General features: G+C 69.1%; 18 protein-coding genes. 8 read left to right on the top strand and 10 right to left on the bottom strand.

What is annotated here, in order from left to right; translation table 11 throughout:
• The first annotated feature begins 37 nt into the window (after window positions 1–37).
• Window positions 38–292 carry a type II toxin-antitoxin system Phd/YefM family antitoxin gene (locus ACXJJ3_RS22555; RefSeq protein WP_458163809.1) on the top strand — a complete coding sequence of 85 codons (255 nt, stop codon included), beginning with the start codon at window positions 38–40 and terminating at the stop codon, window positions 290–292.
• Window positions 289–717: a type II toxin-antitoxin system VapC family toxin gene (locus tag ACXJJ3_RS22550; RefSeq protein ID WP_458163808.1), complete on the top strand. Its 429-nt coding sequence runs from the start codon at window positions 289–291 to the stop codon at window positions 715–717. The genes ACXJJ3_RS22555 and ACXJJ3_RS22550 overlap by 4 nt, the downstream gene beginning before the upstream one ends.
• 6 nt (window positions 718–723) lie before the next feature.
• Here the strand turns inward: ACXJJ3_RS22550 and ACXJJ3_RS22545 are convergent, their stop codons facing one another.
• Complete coding sequence (locus tag ACXJJ3_RS22545) at window positions 724–2,835, bottom strand: MMPL family transporter (RefSeq protein ID WP_458163807.1); 2,112 nt, start codon at window positions 2,833–2,835, stop codon at window positions 724–726.
• A gap of 73 nt (window positions 2,836–2,908) precedes the next feature.
• On the opposite strand from ACXJJ3_RS22545, the gene ACXJJ3_RS22540 reads away from it, so the two are divergent.
• The gene (locus ACXJJ3_RS22540; protein WP_325036865.1) at window positions 2,909–3,235 is read left to right on the top strand and encodes a PadR family transcriptional regulator; all 327 of its coding nucleotides are present in this window, start codon (window positions 2,909–2,911) and stop codon (window positions 3,233–3,235) included.
• On the opposite strand, the gene ACXJJ3_RS22535 is transcribed toward ACXJJ3_RS22540, so the two are convergent.
• The 5 genes from ACXJJ3_RS22535 to ACXJJ3_RS22515 all read right to left on the bottom strand — a co-directional run bounded on the left by ACXJJ3_RS22535 (window position 3,215) and on the right by ACXJJ3_RS22515 (window position 6,463).
• Entirely contained in the window at window positions 3,215–3,868 is a 654-nt protein-coding gene (locus ACXJJ3_RS22535) for a permease prefix domain 1-containing protein (RefSeq protein WP_458163806.1), read from the bottom strand. The genes ACXJJ3_RS22540 and ACXJJ3_RS22535 overlap by 21 nt on opposite strands.
• 61 nt (window positions 3,869–3,929) lie before the next feature.
• On the bottom strand, window positions 3,930–5,111 hold the full coding sequence (locus tag ACXJJ3_RS22530) for an FAD-dependent monooxygenase (RefSeq protein ID WP_458163805.1): 1,182 nt from the start codon (window positions 5,109–5,111) through the stop codon (window positions 3,930–3,932).
• A 45-nt stretch (window positions 5,112–5,156) separates the two neighbouring features.
• Window positions 5,157–5,537, bottom strand: coding sequence for a DUF2784 domain-containing protein (locus tag ACXJJ3_RS22525; RefSeq protein ID WP_458163804.1), 381 nt, complete (start codon window positions 5,535–5,537; stop codon window positions 5,157–5,159).
• Between the two features lie 3 nt (window positions 5,538–5,540).
• Window positions 5,541–6,194 carry a GNAT family N-acetyltransferase gene (locus ACXJJ3_RS22520; RefSeq protein WP_458163803.1) on the bottom strand — a complete coding sequence of 218 codons (654 nt, stop codon included), beginning with the start codon at window positions 6,192–6,194 and terminating at the stop codon, window positions 5,541–5,543.
• A 47-nt stretch (window positions 6,195–6,241) separates the two neighbouring features.
• The gene (locus ACXJJ3_RS22515) at window positions 6,242–6,463 is read right to left on the bottom strand and encodes a hypothetical protein (RefSeq protein ID WP_458163802.1); all 222 of its coding nucleotides are present in this window, start codon (window positions 6,461–6,463) and stop codon (window positions 6,242–6,244) included.
• A 179-nt stretch (window positions 6,464–6,642) separates the two neighbouring features.
• On the opposite strand from ACXJJ3_RS22515, the gene ACXJJ3_RS22510 reads away from it, so the two are divergent.
• From ACXJJ3_RS22510 to ACXJJ3_RS22490, 5 genes are all read left to right on the top strand, one after another.
• Window positions 6,643–7,953 (top strand): aminotransferase-like domain-containing protein, encoded by a 1,311-nt coding sequence (locus ACXJJ3_RS22510; RefSeq protein WP_458163801.1) that lies wholly within the window; start codon window positions 6,643–6,645, stop codon window positions 7,951–7,953.
• A 132-nt stretch (window positions 7,954–8,085) separates the two neighbouring features.
• Complete coding sequence (locus ACXJJ3_RS22505) at window positions 8,086–9,033, top strand: D-alanine--D-alanine ligase family protein (RefSeq protein WP_458163800.1); 948 nt, start codon at window positions 8,086–8,088, stop codon at window positions 9,031–9,033.
• Window positions 9,034–9,038: 5 nt separating this feature from the next.
• Window positions 9,039–9,902 (top strand): SURF1 family protein, encoded by an 864-nt coding sequence (locus tag ACXJJ3_RS22500; protein ID WP_458163799.1) that lies wholly within the window; start codon window positions 9,039–9,041, stop codon window positions 9,900–9,902.
• Window positions 9,899–10,246: a DUF3817 domain-containing protein gene (locus tag ACXJJ3_RS22495; protein ID WP_458163798.1), complete on the top strand. Its 348-nt coding sequence runs from the start codon at window positions 9,899–9,901 to the stop codon at window positions 10,244–10,246. The genes ACXJJ3_RS22500 and ACXJJ3_RS22495 overlap by 4 nt, the downstream gene beginning before the upstream one ends.
• Window positions 10,247–10,288: 42 nt before the next feature.
• Window positions 10,289–11,083 carry a class I SAM-dependent methyltransferase gene (locus ACXJJ3_RS22490; protein WP_458163797.1) on the top strand — a complete coding sequence of 265 codons (795 nt, stop codon included), beginning with the start codon at window positions 10,289–10,291 and terminating at the stop codon, window positions 11,081–11,083.
• Between the two features lie 161 nt (window positions 11,084–11,244).
• Here ACXJJ3_RS22490 and ACXJJ3_RS22485 read toward each other — a convergent pair whose 3' ends face one another.
• The 4 genes from ACXJJ3_RS22485 to ACXJJ3_RS22470 form a co-directional block, all read right to left on the bottom strand.
• A complete protein-coding gene (locus tag ACXJJ3_RS22485) occupies window positions 11,245–12,219 on the bottom strand; it encodes a ParB/RepB/Spo0J family partition protein (RefSeq protein ID WP_458163796.1) in 975 nt (324 codons plus the stop codon).
• Between the two features lie 163 nt (window positions 12,220–12,382).
• Window positions 12,383–13,318, bottom strand: coding sequence for a ParA family protein (locus ACXJJ3_RS22480; RefSeq protein ID WP_458163795.1), 936 nt, complete (start codon window positions 13,316–13,318; stop codon window positions 12,383–12,385).
• Window positions 13,319–13,860: 542 nt separating this feature from the next.
• Entirely contained in the window at window positions 13,861–14,532 is a 672-nt protein-coding gene (gene rsmG / locus ACXJJ3_RS22475; RefSeq protein WP_458163794.1) for a 16S rRNA (guanine(527)-N(7))-methyltransferase RsmG, read from the bottom strand.
• A 135-nt stretch (window positions 14,533–14,667) separates the two neighbouring features.
• The gene (locus tag ACXJJ3_RS22470; protein WP_458163793.1) at window positions 14,668–15,192 is read right to left on the bottom strand and encodes a Jag family protein; all 525 of its coding nucleotides are present in this window, start codon (window positions 15,190–15,192) and stop codon (window positions 14,668–14,670) included.
• Between the last annotated feature and the right edge of the window lie 50 nt (window positions 15,193–15,242).

Here is a 15,242-nt window from a genome sequence, read left to right as displayed (position 1 = left end):
ATGGGCTCAACAGAAGTAGCCACATAAGGGAGTCGGCATGGACGTCGGCATTCGGGAACTGCGCGACAACCTCAGTCGCCATCTGGCCGAGGTCCGTTCCGGACACACCGTGACTGTCACAGACCACGGGCAACCGGTGGCCCGCATCGTGCCCGTCGGCCGGCCGACGCGGCTGGAGCAACTTCGTGCCGAAGGGCGGGTGCAGCCCGCCCGCCAGAATAAGCAGCCCGCGCCGGACCCGGTTGATGCCGAGGGGTTGGTCACCGAACTCGTCGACGAGCAGCGCCGGTGATCGGTTATCTCGACACGTCGGCCTTCGTACCGCTGCTGGTCAGCGAGCCGAGCAGTGCGGCCTGTCGCCGGTTCTGGGATGACGCCGACGCCGTGGTCTCGAGCCGATTGCTGTATGTCGAGACCGCGGCCGCACTCGCGCAAGCGCATCGTGGGGCGCGCCTGGACGACCAGGCGTATGCGTCGTGCCGACGACTGCTGGACCAACTCTGGGCACAACTCGAGATCGCCGAGGTGGACCAGCCATTGATCCAGCGGGCGGCCGAACTCGCGGACCTGCTGGCGCTGCGCGGGTACGACGCTGTTCACTGCGCGTCCGCCGAACAGTTGGAGGACGCCGATCTTGTCGTCGCATCCGGTGACAAGCGCCTCCTCGATGCGTGGAAGTCGTTGGGGTTGGCAACCTTCGACACCAACGTGGGTTGAGTTGTACTACGCGTGATCCTCGAGCTTGATCGTCGGTAGCGCCCGGTTCAGGCCGCGTGGTAGCCACCACGCGCGTGTGCCGAAGAGGCGCAGTACGGCGGGGACGATGATGCAGCGGATGAGTAGGGCGTCGAGGAGTACTGCGGTGGCGAGGCCGAGGCCGAATTGTTTGAGCATTCGGTCTGGGCTGAGGAGGAACGCGGCGAAGACGACGATCATGATCGCGGCTGCCGCGGTGATCACGCTGCCGGTGGTCGCGAGGCCTTCGCGGACGGCGACCGTGGTGTCCTTGGTACGCCGCCATTCCTCGTGGATCCGGGAGACCAGGAAGACCTCGTAGTCCATCGACAACCCGAACACGATCGCGAAGATCATCACCGGGACGAAGGCCTCGATCGGGCCGGCCTGCGCGCCGAACCAGCCGTGCTGGAAGACGAGCGTGATCACGCCGAGCGAGGCGCCGATGCTGAGCAGGTTGAGGACAGCCGCCTTCAACGGGATCAGCACCGATCGGAACACCGCCATCAGCAGCACCGCCGACAACCCGACCACCACCAGGACGAAGATCGGCAGCCGGTTGCTCACCGCGGCGGCGAAGTCGTCCGCGGCCGCCGTCGCTCCGCCGACCAGGTACGTCCCTTCGAGTTTCGGCAACGTGTCCTTGCGCAGCCGCTGAACGAGCTCGCTCGTTGCCGCGTCCTGCGGCGCCGACTTCGGGAACGCCAGCACGGTGGTGACCTTCCCGTCCGGCGTGACCTGCGGCGGCGTCACCGCGGCGATGTCGGGGTCCTTCGCGAGCGTCGGTCCGAGCAGGTCGGCCCGGCCTCCTTCGGTCACCACAACGAGCGGTCCGTTGAACCCCGGCCCGAATCCTTCCGCCAACAGGTCGTACGCCTTCCGGCTGGTCTTCGCCGGATCGTCGGTCCCGGCATCCGCGAACCCGAGCCGCATCCCCAACGCCGGCAACGACAACGCCGCCAGCGCTACGACGCCGAGCACCAACGGCACCCACGGGCCGCGCTGGACGACGCCGGCCAGCTTCCGCCATCCGTCCCCCGGCGTACGCCGTTGTTTCGCGGCATGTTTGCGGACACTGCGCTCGATCCGCTTGCCGAACAAGGTCAGCAACGACGGCAGCAACGTCACCGCCGCGAGCATCGTCATCAGTACGGTCATCGTCACGCCGAGCGCAATGCCCTGCAACGAGCCGAGCCCCAACGCCAGCAGGCCGAGCAGCGCGATCACCACCGTACAGCCGGCGAACATCACCGACCGCCCCGCGGTGTCCAGGGCAACGACCTTCGGATCGGCCGTGCCCTTCACCAGCTCGTGGCGATACCGGGAGAAGATCAGCAACGCATAGTCGATCCCGACGCCGAGCCCGACCAGCATCATCACCGGGGTCGTGTACTCCGGGACCTTGAACAGATGCGACGCCAGCATCAGCAGGCCGACCGTGCTGCCGACCGCGAACACCGCGGTCAACAACGGAAGTGTTGCCGCGAGCAACGATCCGAACAGGAACACCAGGATCACCAGCGCGGCAAGGATTCCGGCACCTTCGGACGCACCGCCCGAGCTGTCGGCCGCACTCCGCGCCAGGTCTCCCCCGACCTCCACCTGGAATCCCGGCCGGGCGAAGTCCTGCGCGCGGTGGATGATCGCCCGTACTCCGTCCACCGGCATGTCCGCGGCCGCGACGTCCAGGCTCACGGTCGCATACGCCGTACGTCGATCTGTCGACAAATCTCCTTGTCCACCGAACGGGTCGGCAACTGCGGACACGTGCAGCAGGACCCGGACCGCGGCCAGCATCGACTCGACCCGGGACTTGTCCGCATCCAGGCCGCCGTCGGCGCGGACGACGATCTGCACCGATGCGGTGTCGCCCTTCGGCTGGTGCGCCGTGAACAGGTCGGTCACCCGCTGGGAGTCGGTGCCCGGCAGCGAGTTGTCGCCGCGGTAGTTGGCGCCGACCACCGTCGCCGCGCCGGTGACGGCGGCCAGCACGACCACCCACAGCACGAGCGCCAGACCGGCGTGCTGCATGGCCCACCCGGACACCCGGTGCAGCACGCCGGGTCGGGTCGCTGGTCGGATCGGAGCGTCCACAGTCATCGGAGATCCTTGATAAGTAGATTGGCTACATGTTGCCTCTCGACAGTAACAGGCATATGAGTAGACTGGCTACATGAAGGCGGATGCGTTGCGTGGACACCTGGACCCGATGATCCTGGCGGTCGTCGAGGCCGAGCCGCTGCACGGCTACGCGATCATGGAGGCGCTGCTGGAGCGCAGCGGCGGCGAGCTCGACCTGCCGACCGGCACGCTCTACCCGGCGCTCCGGCGCCTCGAGCGCGCGGGGTACTTGGCCAGCGAGTGGAGCACGGTCGGCGGGCGGAAGCGGCGTACGTACCAGCTCACCAGCTCCGGCGCGAAGATGCTCGCGTCCGGGAAGCAGGACTGGCTGACGTTCCGGGCCGTGGTCGAGGGGGTGCTACGCCCGAGCCAGGCGTAGACCGCGCGCGGCCTGCACGCTGACCAGCGCGAGCGGCAGCACGACGAACGTCCCGACCACGCCGAACGCCGGCACGCCCGGCGCGTGGGAGCTGGTCGCCGCCATCAGTACGCCGATCCCGGCGACCATCGCGGATCCGGCCAGCGCGAAGAGCGCCGTCACCCGGCTCAGGTGCTCCCGCACCACGGGATAGCGGACGCCGACCCCGGTCGCGAGGACCGCGAGCAGCGCACCCGCGATCACGACGCCGCCGATCGCCCGGACGACGGTCTGCAGCAGGTCGTTGAGCGCACTCGCCGATTCCGGCTCCTGCGTCCAGATCCAGGCGCCGCCCTGCCACACGATCGGCTGGATCATCAGCGCGAACAACAGCATCATCGCGATCCGCCGGCTCTGGCTGATCGCCAGCTCGGCCCGGTACCCCGGGACCACGTCCGCGAGTTCGCCGAAGTCGGCGACCGCCGCGCGCTCCGCGTCGTACCGCTCGTTCCCGTCCGCCTCGAACGCCTCGGTCGCGTCGGTCAGATGGTCCCGCGCCTCGGCGAGCAGGTCCGCCTTCCGCCGCCGCGGGCCCCGGAGCTCGCGGCGCAGCGCGGCCAGGTAGTCGTCGACCGGCGTACTGGTGGTGGGCACCCCTCCAGTATGGGGAGGCCGGACCCGGCCCACGTCCGGGGTCTCACTGAGTCGCCCCTGATCAGTACTGCGGCAGGTCGATCGCGCGCGCCGCGTCGTGGATCGGCTTGGTCACCTTCGCGATCATCGCGTCCTTGCCCGGCATCCGCGGCAGCACGCGGAGCAGCTGTGCGCCCATCCAGCTCTGCAACGTGCTCTTCGCGATCATCCGGCCGAGGTTGTCCCGCCCGAGCTTCAGGTTCTGCTCGACGTACGGCCGCATCAGGCGCTCGTACTGCGCGAACGCCGTCTGCGGCTCTGATCGGGACAGCTCGCCGGCCAGCACGTACGCGCCGACGAGCGCGAGGCTGGTCCCCTGCCCCGAGGCGAAGGACGGGCAGTATGCCGCGTCGCCGAGCAGTGCGACGCGTCCCTGGCCGTACCGGTCGAGGCGGACCTGGCTGACCGTGTCGAAGTAGAAGTCGTCCGCCTGAGCGATCCCGTCGAGCAGCCGGTCCGTGTCCCAACCCGCACCCCGGAACCGGTCCTCGAGGAACCTCAGCTGTGCCGAACGGTCGTGCCGGTCGACGCCGCCGGCCGGTGCCGTGGCCAGAAACAGCACCTTCGCGTCGGCGCTGCCCGCGGTGCTGTACAGGTTCACGGTCCGCCCGGGCACCGAGTAGATCAGCTCCCAGCGATCCAGCGCGAGATGGTTCGGCACGGTACCGATCGAGACCAGGTGGCCGAGATCGTCCAGCGGGCTCCCGCCGAGGGCGAGCTCACGGACCGCGGAGTGCAGCCCGTCGGCGCCGAATACCAGGTCGAACGTCCGCGGCCCGGCCTGCCCGAACGTGACCTCGCCGGTCTCCGCGTCCACCCCCGTGACGGTCTCCCCGAAGACGTACTCGACGCTGCTCCGCGTCGCGTCGTACAGGATCCGGCTGAGGTCACCACGCATCACCTCGAGGTCGGCCTCGCCACGCCCCATGAACAGGTCCGCCGGTACGTCGACCATCCGCTTCCCGGCGCCGTTGACGAACGACATGAACCGCATGTCGGTCTCGAGCCCCTCGAGGACGGTCTTCAGCCCCATCCGTTCGACCACGTCGATCGCCGCGCCGCGGATGTCGATCTTGTATCCGCCCGTCCGCAGCGCCGGCGCCCGCTCGACGACGGTCACCTGGTACCCGTAGCTGTTCAGCCACCACGCCAGCGCCGGACCCGCGATACTCGCGCCGACGATCAGAACCCGCCCCTTGCCCATGCGCGCGAGCAAAGCACAACGGCTGCCGTCCTGCCCTCCTGTCGATCAGGATCGAAAGGCTCGGTCCTTCGACCGTCGCCGGACCATGACGACGAAGAACCCGAGATAGGCGATCACGACGACGGCGAAGCCGGACCAGGTGACGAGAGGCGTGTCTCCGACCGGCCAGAGTCGGCCTTCGAAGTAGTGCCGGATGAAGCCGCCTCGGTAGCGGGGCCGGCCGTCCAGGCTCCGGAAGTACTGCTCGGTCCAGGTCACCGGACAGGTGAAGCTGAAGAGTGTGATCGCGGCGTTCCACACCAGGATCACGAGGTGGAACCAGATCAGCCGCGGCCACCGCCAGGCGAGGAATCCGCCGACCAGGAAGAACAGCAGCAGAGCGCCGTGCACGACCGCGATCAGGTCGGCCAGCGCCAGCCAGACCACGGTCTACTCCGGGCCCGTCCGCAACGCGTCCCGGACGGTGACCGGCGCGGACGGCGACTGCTCCGGACGGATCGCGCCCATCAGCCGCTCCACCGCCGCCTCCATCTCGCTGCGCCAGGTGATCGTCGATCGAAGGTCCAGCCGCAGCCGTGGATTGCGCGGATGCTCCCGGACCACACCAAAGCCGACTGCCCGCAGGAACTCGGTCGGCCACACGCAGCTCGGCCCGTCCCAGCGCGAGTCCCCGAACGCCTCGACGGCGCGGAAGCCGCGCTTCATCACGTCCTTCGCGATCGCCTGCACGAGGACCTTCCCGAGCCCGAGCCCCAGGTACCGCGGCAGGATCCGCCCGGTGGCCAGTACGACGGCGTCCGGGCTGACCGGTGCGGTCGGGAAGGCCTGGATCCGCGGCAGGTACTTCGCCGGCGCGTACACGGCGAACCCGGCCGGCTCGTCGTCGACGGACAGCAGAATCCCGGCAGTCCCCCAGTCGAGCAGCAGCTGCGACAGCCATGCCTCCTTCTCCAGGGCGGTGTCACCGTTGCGGATCGCGTGCCGCGCCGCGACCGGGTCGAGCTCCCAGAAGACACAGTCCCGGCACGGCACCGGTAACCCGTCGAGGTTGTCGAGGGTCAGCGGTTCGAGCCGGCGGGCCATCAGCGCATCCGATCAGCGATACGGACTGTTAGATTCGTCACGACACGTCATCGGGCGGCCGGCTCGGTCTCCGGCGCGGTGACCTCCGCGGCGGCCCGCTCCGGGACCGCGGACGGGGTCCACGCATCGGGTGTCCGGGTCGCCCGCGGGGCGACGTACCGCTGCTGCACCTTGGCCGGTTGCCGCCGGAACAGCTCGCCGGCGAACCCGGCCAGCACGCCCAGCAGCAGACCACCGAGCGTCCACCCGGCTGTCTTGCCCACGCTCATTCCGCTCCGCCTCTCAGGCCGCACCGGTCCGCCGGCTGTCTCAACAGCCAGATTCCGGCATGGTCGAACCTGCCCCTATAAGGCATGGTAGTGAGAGGTCACGCCGATCCCCAGCCCGCACTGAGGTCTCTCGACGTAACCTGGTGACTTCCCCCTCGATCACCGTTGGAGTGGCCCTCGTGAGTGCTGACGTGCCCGATGTCCGGCAGACCCGTCTCGACAACTACGTCGAGGCGTACGCAGCCCGGACCAAGGGCATGACCGCATCGGAGATCCGCGCCCTGTTCTCGGTCGCCAGCCGGCCGGAAGTGGTCTCACTGGCCGGCGGGATGCCGAACATCGGCGGCCTGCCGCTGGACGTCGTCGGCGGCGCGGTCCGCGACCTGGTGATCGACAACGGCGCGGTCGCGATGCAGTACGGCTCCGGTCAGGGCGACCCGACGCTGCGCGACCAGATCTGCGACATCATGCGGCTCGAGGGCATCGAGGCGCACCCGGACGACGTCGTCGTCACGGTCGGCAGCCAGCAGGCGGTCGACCTGGTCACGCGGGTGTTCTGCGATCCGGGCGACGTGGTGATCTGCGAGGCGCCGTCGTACGTCGGCGCGCTCGGCGTCTTCCGCGCGTACCAGTGCGAGGTCGTGCACGTCGCGATGGACGACGACGGCGTCGTACCGGAGGCGCTGGAGCAGGCGATCGCCTCCGTGCGGGCGGCCGGCAAGCGGGTCAAGTTCTTCTACACGATCCCGAACTTCCACAACCCGGCCGGTGTCTCGCTGTCCGACGAGCGGCGCGCCCGCGTGCTGGAGATCTGCCAGCGGGCCGAGCTGCTGATCCTCGAGGACAACCCGTACGGGTTGCTCGGTTTCGAAGGTGAGCCGCAGAAGGCGTTGCGGGCCGCGGATCGCGAAGGCGTCATCTACCTCGGCTCGTTCTCGAAGACGTTCGCGCCCGGGTTCCGGGTCGGGTGGGCAGTCGCGCCGCACGCGGTCCGGGAGAAGCTCGTGCTCGCGCAGGAGTCCGCGACGTTGTGTCCGCCGACGTTCAGCCAGCTCGCGATCTCGTCGTACCTGATCCGGCACGACTGGATGGGGCAGGTGAAGCAGTTCCGCGAGATGTACCGCGAGCGCCGGGACGCGATGCTCGCGGCGCTGACCGAAAAGATGCCAGCGGCAACCACCTGGACGAAACCACGGGGCGGCTTCTACGTCTGGCTGACCCTGCCGGAGGGCCTGGACGCGAAGGCGATGCTGCCGCGAGCGGTCACCGCGCGGGTCGCGTACGTACCCGGGACCGCCTTCTTCTCCGACGGTTTCGGGTCCCAGTGCATGCGGTTGTCGTACTGTCATCCGACGCCGGAGCGGATCACCGAGGGCGTCGGCAGGCTGGCCGCGGTGATCAACGAGGAGCTGGAGCTCCGGCAGACCTTCGGCCCGCTACCCCCGGGCACCGGCCGTGACTACGACGCTCCGGGGCCGGAACTGAGCTAGGTCCCACCGCAAAGGTTGCGCAAGGGACCAACGGGTGGCCGGGGGTCCATGATGCGGTAGGGGTACCGTTCCAGTGGGCCTCGGGGCCGGCGACCGCGCCGGAGACGCCCACGAGTGATCGGGATATTTGTGATGAGTGATCTGGGTCGAGTGCTGGTTCTGGCCGGCGGTCTGTCGCACGAGCGTGATGTCTCGCTGCGCTCCGGCCGCCGCGTGGCGGACGCTCTGCGCAGCGTCGGCGTCGAGGTCGAGCAACGCGACGTCGATGCCTCCCTCGTCGATCGATTGCGCGAGGATCCACCGGACGCGGTCTTCCCCGTCCTGCACGGCGTCACCGGCGAGGACGGCGCCCTCCGCCAGGTCCTCGACCTGTACGGCGTTCCGTACGTCGGTGCCGACGCGGCTGCGTGCCGTGCGGCGTTCGACAAGCCGGTCGCGTCGACGGTCGTCGGTAACGCCGGGCTGCACACGCCCGCGTCGGTCGTGCTCGGGCACGACACGTTCCGCGAGCTCGGCGCCGCCGCGTTGATGGAGGCCGTGGTCACGCAGATCGGGCTGCCGCTCGTGGTGAAGCCGGCCCGCGGCGGTTCGGCGCTGGGTGCCTCGATCGTGCGGTCCGCGGACGAACTGCCGGCGGCGATGGTCAACTGCTACGCGTACGGACCCGTCGCGTTGATCGAGCAGTACATCGACGGCACCGAGGTAGCGGTCACGGTCGTCGACGTCGGCGACGGACCGCGCGCGCTGCCGGCGGTGGAGATCCGCCCAGACTCCGGGTTCTACGACTACGAGGCGCGGTACACGGCCGGTGCGACACAGTTTGTGGTGCCCGCCCGGCTCGAGCCGGAGGCGGCCGGTGCGTGCGCCGCTGCGGCCGTTCAGGCGCATCAGGCGCTGGGGCTGAGGGACTTGTCCCGGACGGACCTGGTCGTCGACGCAGCCGGCGTTCCGTGGTTCCTGGAGGTCAACGTGGCGCCAGGGATGACGGAGACGTCGCTCGTCCCGCTCGCCGCCGAGGCCGCCGGGATCGAGCTCGGCGTACTCTGCCGCGACCTGCTGGCTACTGCCGCCGCCCGCTGACGCCGATGTCCGACGCCACACCCCAGCCGCTCTGGCGGACTGCTGTCCAGCCACGGTGGATCGGCCTGCTCGCCCTCGCGCTCGCGATCGCCGGAGTGATGACCGCGATGGGGATCTGGCAGCTCGGTGTCTACAAGTCGAAGACGGCCGAGGCCACCGCGCATCGCGCGGCCGCCGCTCCCGTGCCGTTGCAGTCGCTGTTCACGGTCGACGAAGGTCTGCCGGCCAAGGCGGTCGGGCGGCAGGTGACGATCGACGGCACCTGGGGTCCGACGGCGGACCAGGTATTCGTCGCGGACCGGCTGCAGGACGGACACCAGGGGTTCTGGGTGGTGTCGCCGCTGAAGCTCTCCGACACCGATGCGGTGATGGTCGTGCGCGGCTGGGTCGCCTCGGTGTCCGACCCGGCAGCGAAGGCGCCGAGCGGTCCGGTGTCGCTGACCGGAGCCGTGGTCGCGTCCGAGGCCGAGGACTCGTCGGACGATGCCGCCAAGGGACGCGTGCTGTCGTCACTGCGGATCCCGACCATCGTGCACCTCGTGAAGTACCGGGTGTACGACGCCTTCGTCGTACAGACATCTGCGGCCGGTACGTCGCCCGCGCCCGCCGCCGTCGTACCGCCTCCGCCGCCGACCGAAAGCGCGGGCCTACGGAACGTGGCGTACGCCTTCCAGTGGTGGATCTTCGCCGCCTTCACGTTGTGGATGTGGGGCCGGATGGTGCTGGACGCGCACCGCTCCCCCGACGAGGACGACCCTGCCGGCGACACCTCAGGCGACGACCCGTCCGGCGACGACGCTCGGTCCGCCGGTCCGGATGCGGACCGGGTCGGATCGGCCGTGGAGTCAAGCGGTACCGTTTCAGCGTGACTTCCTCTGCCGACCCCGCCACCTCCGCGCAGCCGATCACCCCGGCCGTCCGCGGCGCACTGATGCGGTACCGCGTGATCGCGTACGTGGTGGGTGTGATGCTGCTCCTGCTGGTGTTCCTCGCGATGCCGCTGAAGTACTTCGCCGACAACCCCGGCGCGATGAACGTGATCGGCCCGCTGCACGGCTTCCTGTACGTCGTGTACCTGCTGCTGACGTTCGACCTGTTCCGCCGGGTGCGGTGGTCGTTCCCGCGGCTCGTCCTGATGGCGCTGGCCGGCACGATCCCGTTCCTGTCGTTCTACGCCGAGCGCAAGACGTCGCACGAGCTGCTCGGTCGCTAATTCCGTTGTCCCGCTACGGTTCGCCGCCGTAGCGTCGCGCGCATGCTGCACGACATCACGGAATCGAATCGGGCCAGCTGGAACCAGATCCACCACGCCCGTCCCGGCCAGACCGCGTCGTTCTTCCGCGCGGGCGGCTCCACCCTCACTGCGGAGGAGCTGGCCGCGGCGGGCGATGTGCGTGGCCGCCGGGTCCTGCACCTCGCCTGCTCGTGTGGCGACGAAGTCCTCTCCTGGGCACAGCTCGGCGCCTCCGTCACCGGCGTCGACATCTCCGAGATCGCGCTCGCGATGGCGACCGAGAAGTCGGTGGCCGCTGGGATCCCGGCCGACTTCGTCCGCGCGGACATGCTCGCGCTGCCCGAGTCACTAACCGGGTTCGACCTCATCTACCTGAGCTGGGGCGCCATCTGCTGGGTGCCGGACCTCGATGTCTTCGCCACGTCGGTCGCCGCCCGGCTCACTCCCGGCGGGTCCGTCCTGATCGCCGAGCACCATCCGGTGTGGGAGACCTTGGCGGTCCGCGGTCCGAACCAGATCGAGATCACCGCCGACTACTTCGGGCGTACCACGCCGCTCGCCGCGGTCGAGAACTCGAAGCGTCCGACCGGCGCTCGCGACAACCCGGACGCGCCGACCTTCCAGGCCTTCATCTGGCCACCGAGCGATGTCATCACCGCTCTCCTGAAGGCCGGCCTCACCCTCACCCGGTTCGAGGAAGCGCCGGAGCCCGAGAGCTATGCCGGGCTCGGACCGAAAGCCTCCGCACTCCCCGCCACCTACCGGATCGTGGCGACCCGCAATGTTTCACATGAAACATTGCCCGGAAACCGGTAGGTGACTTTGTCGACAAAGAGCTTGGTCGAGATAACCCTGTAGTTCGAACCTCGAACTACCTCGCTGAACGCGATCCTAAGCCGTCTGAGCCGACTTACATCCCTGTGATTCCTGGCCGACCGCGCTGAGGATTCGCGGGCTTTTGCGGCGTGTCGGGCTTGTCAGGACCCGTTCTGCTTGTTCGGATCCATCAGCGTGACGATCCGCTCCAGATCGTCCAGTGAAGCGAACTCGACGGTGATCTTGCCCTTGGTCTTCCCGAGGTCGACCTTCACCCGGGTCTCGAACCGATCCGACAGCCGGTCCGCCAGGTCGACCAGCCGCGGAGCGACCGGCTTGTTCCGCCGCCGGGGTGCAGTCGCGTCGTCGGCGTTCATGTCGCCGAGCGCAACGATCTCCTCGACCGTACGCACCGAGAGCCCCTCGGCGACGATCCGCTGTGCCAGTCGCTCGATCGCATCGCCACTCGGCAGACCGAGCAGCGCCCGCGCATGACCGGCCGACAGTACGCCGGCGGCGACGCGGCGCTGGACCGAGGCCGGGAGCTTCAGCAGCCGCAGCGTGTTGGAGATCTGCGGACGGGAGCGGCCGATCCGGGTCGCGAGGACTTCCTGCGTGCACCCGAAGTCGTCGAGCATCTGCTGGTACGCCGCCGCCTCTTCCAGCGGGTTCAGCTGGCTGCGGTGCAGGTTCTCCAGCAGCGCATCGCGCAGCATCGCGTCGTCGGACGTCTCGCGGACGATCGCGGGGATCGTGGTCAGCCCGGCCGCCTGGGTCGCGCGCCAACGCCGCTCACCCATCACCAGTTCGTACGTGTCGTCCTCGAGCCGCCGGACGACGATCGGCTGCAGCAGACCGATCTCCTTGACCGAGTGGACGAGCTCGTCCATCGCGTCCTCGTCGAAGACCGTTCGCGGCTGCTTCGGGTTCGGCGTGATCTTCTCGACGTCGATCTCGGCGAACGAGGCGCCGGGAACCGCGGCAAGCTCCGGCTCCGACGACGCCAGGGGCTCGGCCGGCGTCGGTGCCGGGGGTGCGCCCGGGATCGAGGACGACTTACTGCCGAGGGTCGTGGTGCCAGGGGCCGGCGAGCTGGGGATCAGCGCACCAAGTCCGCGTCCGAGTCGGGTGTTCATCGCGCTCCCTCGAGTTCGACATCCTGCTGAGCTACTGCTGGCCTATCACAACGCCGAACGGGTTCCGGCACTCCTGGACCGACCCCCGTGTCCCGTTTCACGTGGAACGGAACCGCACGACGCAACCGTTTCACGTGGAACGGCTGCGTGTCACGGTAGATCCTCAGGCGTTGTTCCGCATGGCGATCTCGCGGGACGCCTCCAGGTACGACAGTGCACCGGCCGACGCCGGGTCGTAGGCGAGCACGGTCTGCCCGTGGCTCGGCGCCTCCGAGATCCGCACTGACCGCGGCACGGCGGTCCGCAGTACGGCGTCCTTGAAGTGGCCGCGGACCTCGGCCGCGACCTCGCCGGCGAGCTTCGTACGGGCGTCGTACATCGTCAGCAGGATCGTCGACACGTCGAGCCCCGGGTTCAGGTGGGACTTCACCATGTCGATGTGGCGGAGGAGCTGGGAAAGGCCTTCGAGCGCGTAGTACTCGCTCTGGATCGGCACCAGGACCTCGCGTGCGGCGGTCAGCGCGTTCACCGTCAGCAGGCCGAGGGACGGCGGGCAGTCGATGAAGACGTAGTCGTACTTCTCCCCCGCGGCCTCCGTCTCGGAGAGGAAGGCCTCAAGCACCGTCTTCAGCCGGCTCTCGCGGGCCACCAGGCTGACGAGCTCGATCTCTGCACCGGCCAGATCGATCGTCGCCGGGATCACCTGGATGCCGGGGTGCTCGGCGCACGGCTGGATCAGCTTGCTCAGCGGCTCGCCCTCGATGACCGCCTCGTACACGCCCGGCGTACCTTCGGCGTGCTCGATACCCAGGGCCGTCGAAGCATTGCCCTGCGGGTCGAGGTCGATGACGAGGATCTTCGCGCCGTACAGCGCCAGGCCGGCGGCGACGTTCACCGTGGTGGTCGTCTTGCCGACGCCACCCTTCTGGTTCGCCACGACGAACACGCGGGTTTGGGCGGGCAGCGGGAACTCACGGCCCATTGTGCGTCCTTCATTCACCAGCAGGGTCCGTTCGGTCGCGGCGGCGATCGGAGTCTCAAGGAGGCGTCGCTGAAGCTCGTCCGTCGTGGCCCGCGCGGCGATCTGTGCGGCAGTCATAGCGCCCATTCCAATAGGTGCGGGACTCGGCCCGAAGAGGATGTCTGTAGGGGTCGGGGCGGGTCTACCCCCAGCTCCGTCCACAGGCTTCTGTGGACGAATTCCCGTGTGCAGGGGCAGTTTCATGCGGTGGTCATCCACAGGCGGTGGAGACTCCGAATGGTCCGTCTCGGCGTCCACCAGTGGCGTCGAATCGGGGCCGGAACCATCATCCCGCATCTCCGGCGTTTCACGTGAAACAGCGCGGGTCTCGTCAGTAGTTGGTCCGTCGAGACCGGCCGCGGCAGCGGCACGCAGTCCCGAGGTGTCGATCGGAGGCGCCGGCCGCGCGGCCGCGGGCGGGGCAGTTGGTGCGGCGACCGGCGTTCCAGCCGGCGCGGTGGCGACCGGCGGTGCCGGTGCCGGGGAGGCGTCGGGAGCGGGCTCCGAAGTCACGACACGAACGGTCGGGTCCGCCTCGGTCGGCCAGCCGATGCCCTGCGATGGCCGCGGCTCACCGGTGCTCTTCTCGGGCCATCCGAGGGCACGACTCACCAACCCGCTCACCTCCCGTGTCGTCCGTGCCGGGATCCCCCTGCAGCACGTCCGGCCACAATACTCACCACAGTCGTGGGGAGGGCCAGTTCATCGCCGCCGAGTTGGTGAATATGACAAACCTCTGCACCAAGCTTCATCAATTCGCGTTCCGAGCCGTCCAATTCCTCCTCTGCGGACGCCCCTTTCATCGCCAGCATCAATCCGCCCTCGACACAGAGCGGCAGACACCAGCGCGCCAGCTTGGCCAGCGGAGCGACCGCCCGCGAGGTCACCACGTCGTACGACGCCGGCGGCAGGTCCTCGGCCCGAGCTCGAACCACTCGTGCGTTGTCGAGCCCCAACGCGTCGACGGCTTCCTCCAGGAACGTGATCCTCCGGAGCAGCGGCTCGACCAGATCCACCTGGAGGTCGGGCCGGACGATCGCGAGCACGATCCCCGGGAGGCCGGCGCCGGTGCCGACATCGGCGACCGACGACTCCTCCGGAATCAGCCGCTCGACGACCGCACAGTTCAGCAGGTGCCGGTCCCAGAGCCGCGGGACCTCCCGCGGCCCGATCAGTCCGCGCAGGGTGCCTTCGGTGGCCAGCAACTCGGCGTACGCCGAAAGCCGGACCGCCGCCCGTGGAAACAGCTTGTCCACGAGCGGCGGGGTTTCACGTGAAACGTCCTCGGTCATGGGGCCTCCCGGCCTGGACTGAGGAGCGGAGGGAGCGAAGCGACTGGAGCGACTGGAGCGACGAGGGAAGGCCGGGAGGCACAGCCCCATGGCCCGCCGCGCCGGAGGCGCGGCATGTGTACGGTCATGCTGTGGTCACGGCTGGACCACCACGCGGCGGCGCGGCTCCTCGCCCTCGGACTCCGACGTCAGGCCGGCAGCCGCGACGACGTCGTGGACGACCTTGCGCTCGAACGGCGTCATCGGGTCCAGGCGGACCGGCGTACCGGTCGCCTTGGCCTCCTCGACCGCCTTCCGGCCGACCTCTTCCAGCTCGGCCTTCCGGTTCGCCCGGTAGTTCGAGACGTCCAGCATCAGCCGCGAGCGCTCGCCGGTCTCCCGGTACACCGCCAGCCGGGTCAGCTCCTGGAGCGCCTCCAGCACCTTGCCGTTCTCGCCGACCAGGTTGTTCAGCTCGGCGCCGACGATCGAGACCGCGGCCCGGTCACCGTCGATGTCCATGTCGATGTCGCCGTCCAGGTCGGCGATGTCGAGTAGTTCCTCGAGGTAGTCGGCCGCGATGTCGCTCTCCGCCTCGAGGGCCTTCAGCCGCTCCGAGGCGGAGTTCTTCGGGCTGGCGGACTCGTCCGCCGTCTCGGTGTTCTGCATGCCGTCGGTCACGGCCACTCCTTCACAGTGTCAAGATCCGCCCCACGGGGACCCGGGTTCGT

The sequence above is a fragment of the Kribbella sp. WER1 genome, from assembly GCF_054189145.1.
Note: the sequence above shows the minus strand (reverse complement) of the source record. Positions and strands in the feature narration are given on the sequence as shown.

Bases quoted from the DNA above. Each gene is read 5' to 3' on its own strand.
- ACXJJ3_RS22555 (WP_458163809.1), top strand. From the start codon at position 38: ATGGACGTCGGCATTCGGGAACTGCGCGACAACCTCAGTCGCCATCTG.
- ACXJJ3_RS22545 (WP_458163807.1), bottom strand. From the start codon at position 2,835: ATGACTGTGGACGCTCCGATCCGACCAGCGACCCGACCCGGCGTGCTG.
- ACXJJ3_RS22540 (WP_325036865.1), top strand. From the start codon at position 2,909: ATGAAGGCGGATGCGTTGCGTGGACACCTGGACCCGATGATCCTGGCG.
- ACXJJ3_RS22530 (WP_458163805.1), bottom strand. From the start codon at position 5,111: ATGGGCAAGGGGCGGGTTCTGATCGTCGGCGCGAGTATCGCGGGTCCG.
- ACXJJ3_RS22520 (WP_458163803.1), bottom strand. From the start codon at position 6,194: ATGGCCCGCCGGCTCGAACCGCTGACCCTCGACAACCTCGACGGGTTA.
- ACXJJ3_RS22515 (WP_458163802.1), bottom strand. From the start codon at position 6,463: ATGAGCGTGGGCAAGACAGCCGGGTGGACGCTCGGTGGTCTGCTGCTG.
- ACXJJ3_RS22505 (WP_458163800.1), top strand. From the start codon at position 8,086: ATGAGTGATCTGGGTCGAGTGCTGGTTCTGGCCGGCGGTCTGTCGCAC.
- ACXJJ3_RS22500 (WP_458163799.1), top strand. From the start codon at position 9,039: ATGTCCGACGCCACACCCCAGCCGCTCTGGCGGACTGCTGTCCAGCCA.
- ACXJJ3_RS22490 (WP_458163797.1), top strand. From the start codon at position 10,289: ATGCTGCACGACATCACGGAATCGAATCGGGCCAGCTGGAACCAGATC.
- ACXJJ3_RS22485 (WP_458163796.1), bottom strand. From the start codon at position 12,219: ATGAACACCCGACTCGGACGCGGACTTGGTGCGCTGATCCCCAGCTCG.
- ACXJJ3_RS22480 (WP_458163795.1), bottom strand. From the start codon at position 13,318: ATGACTGCCGCACAGATCGCCGCGCGGGCCACGACGGACGAGCTTCAG.
- rsmG (WP_458163794.1), bottom strand. From the start codon at position 14,532: ATGACCGAGGACGTTTCACGTGAAACCCCGCCGCTCGTGGACAAGCTG.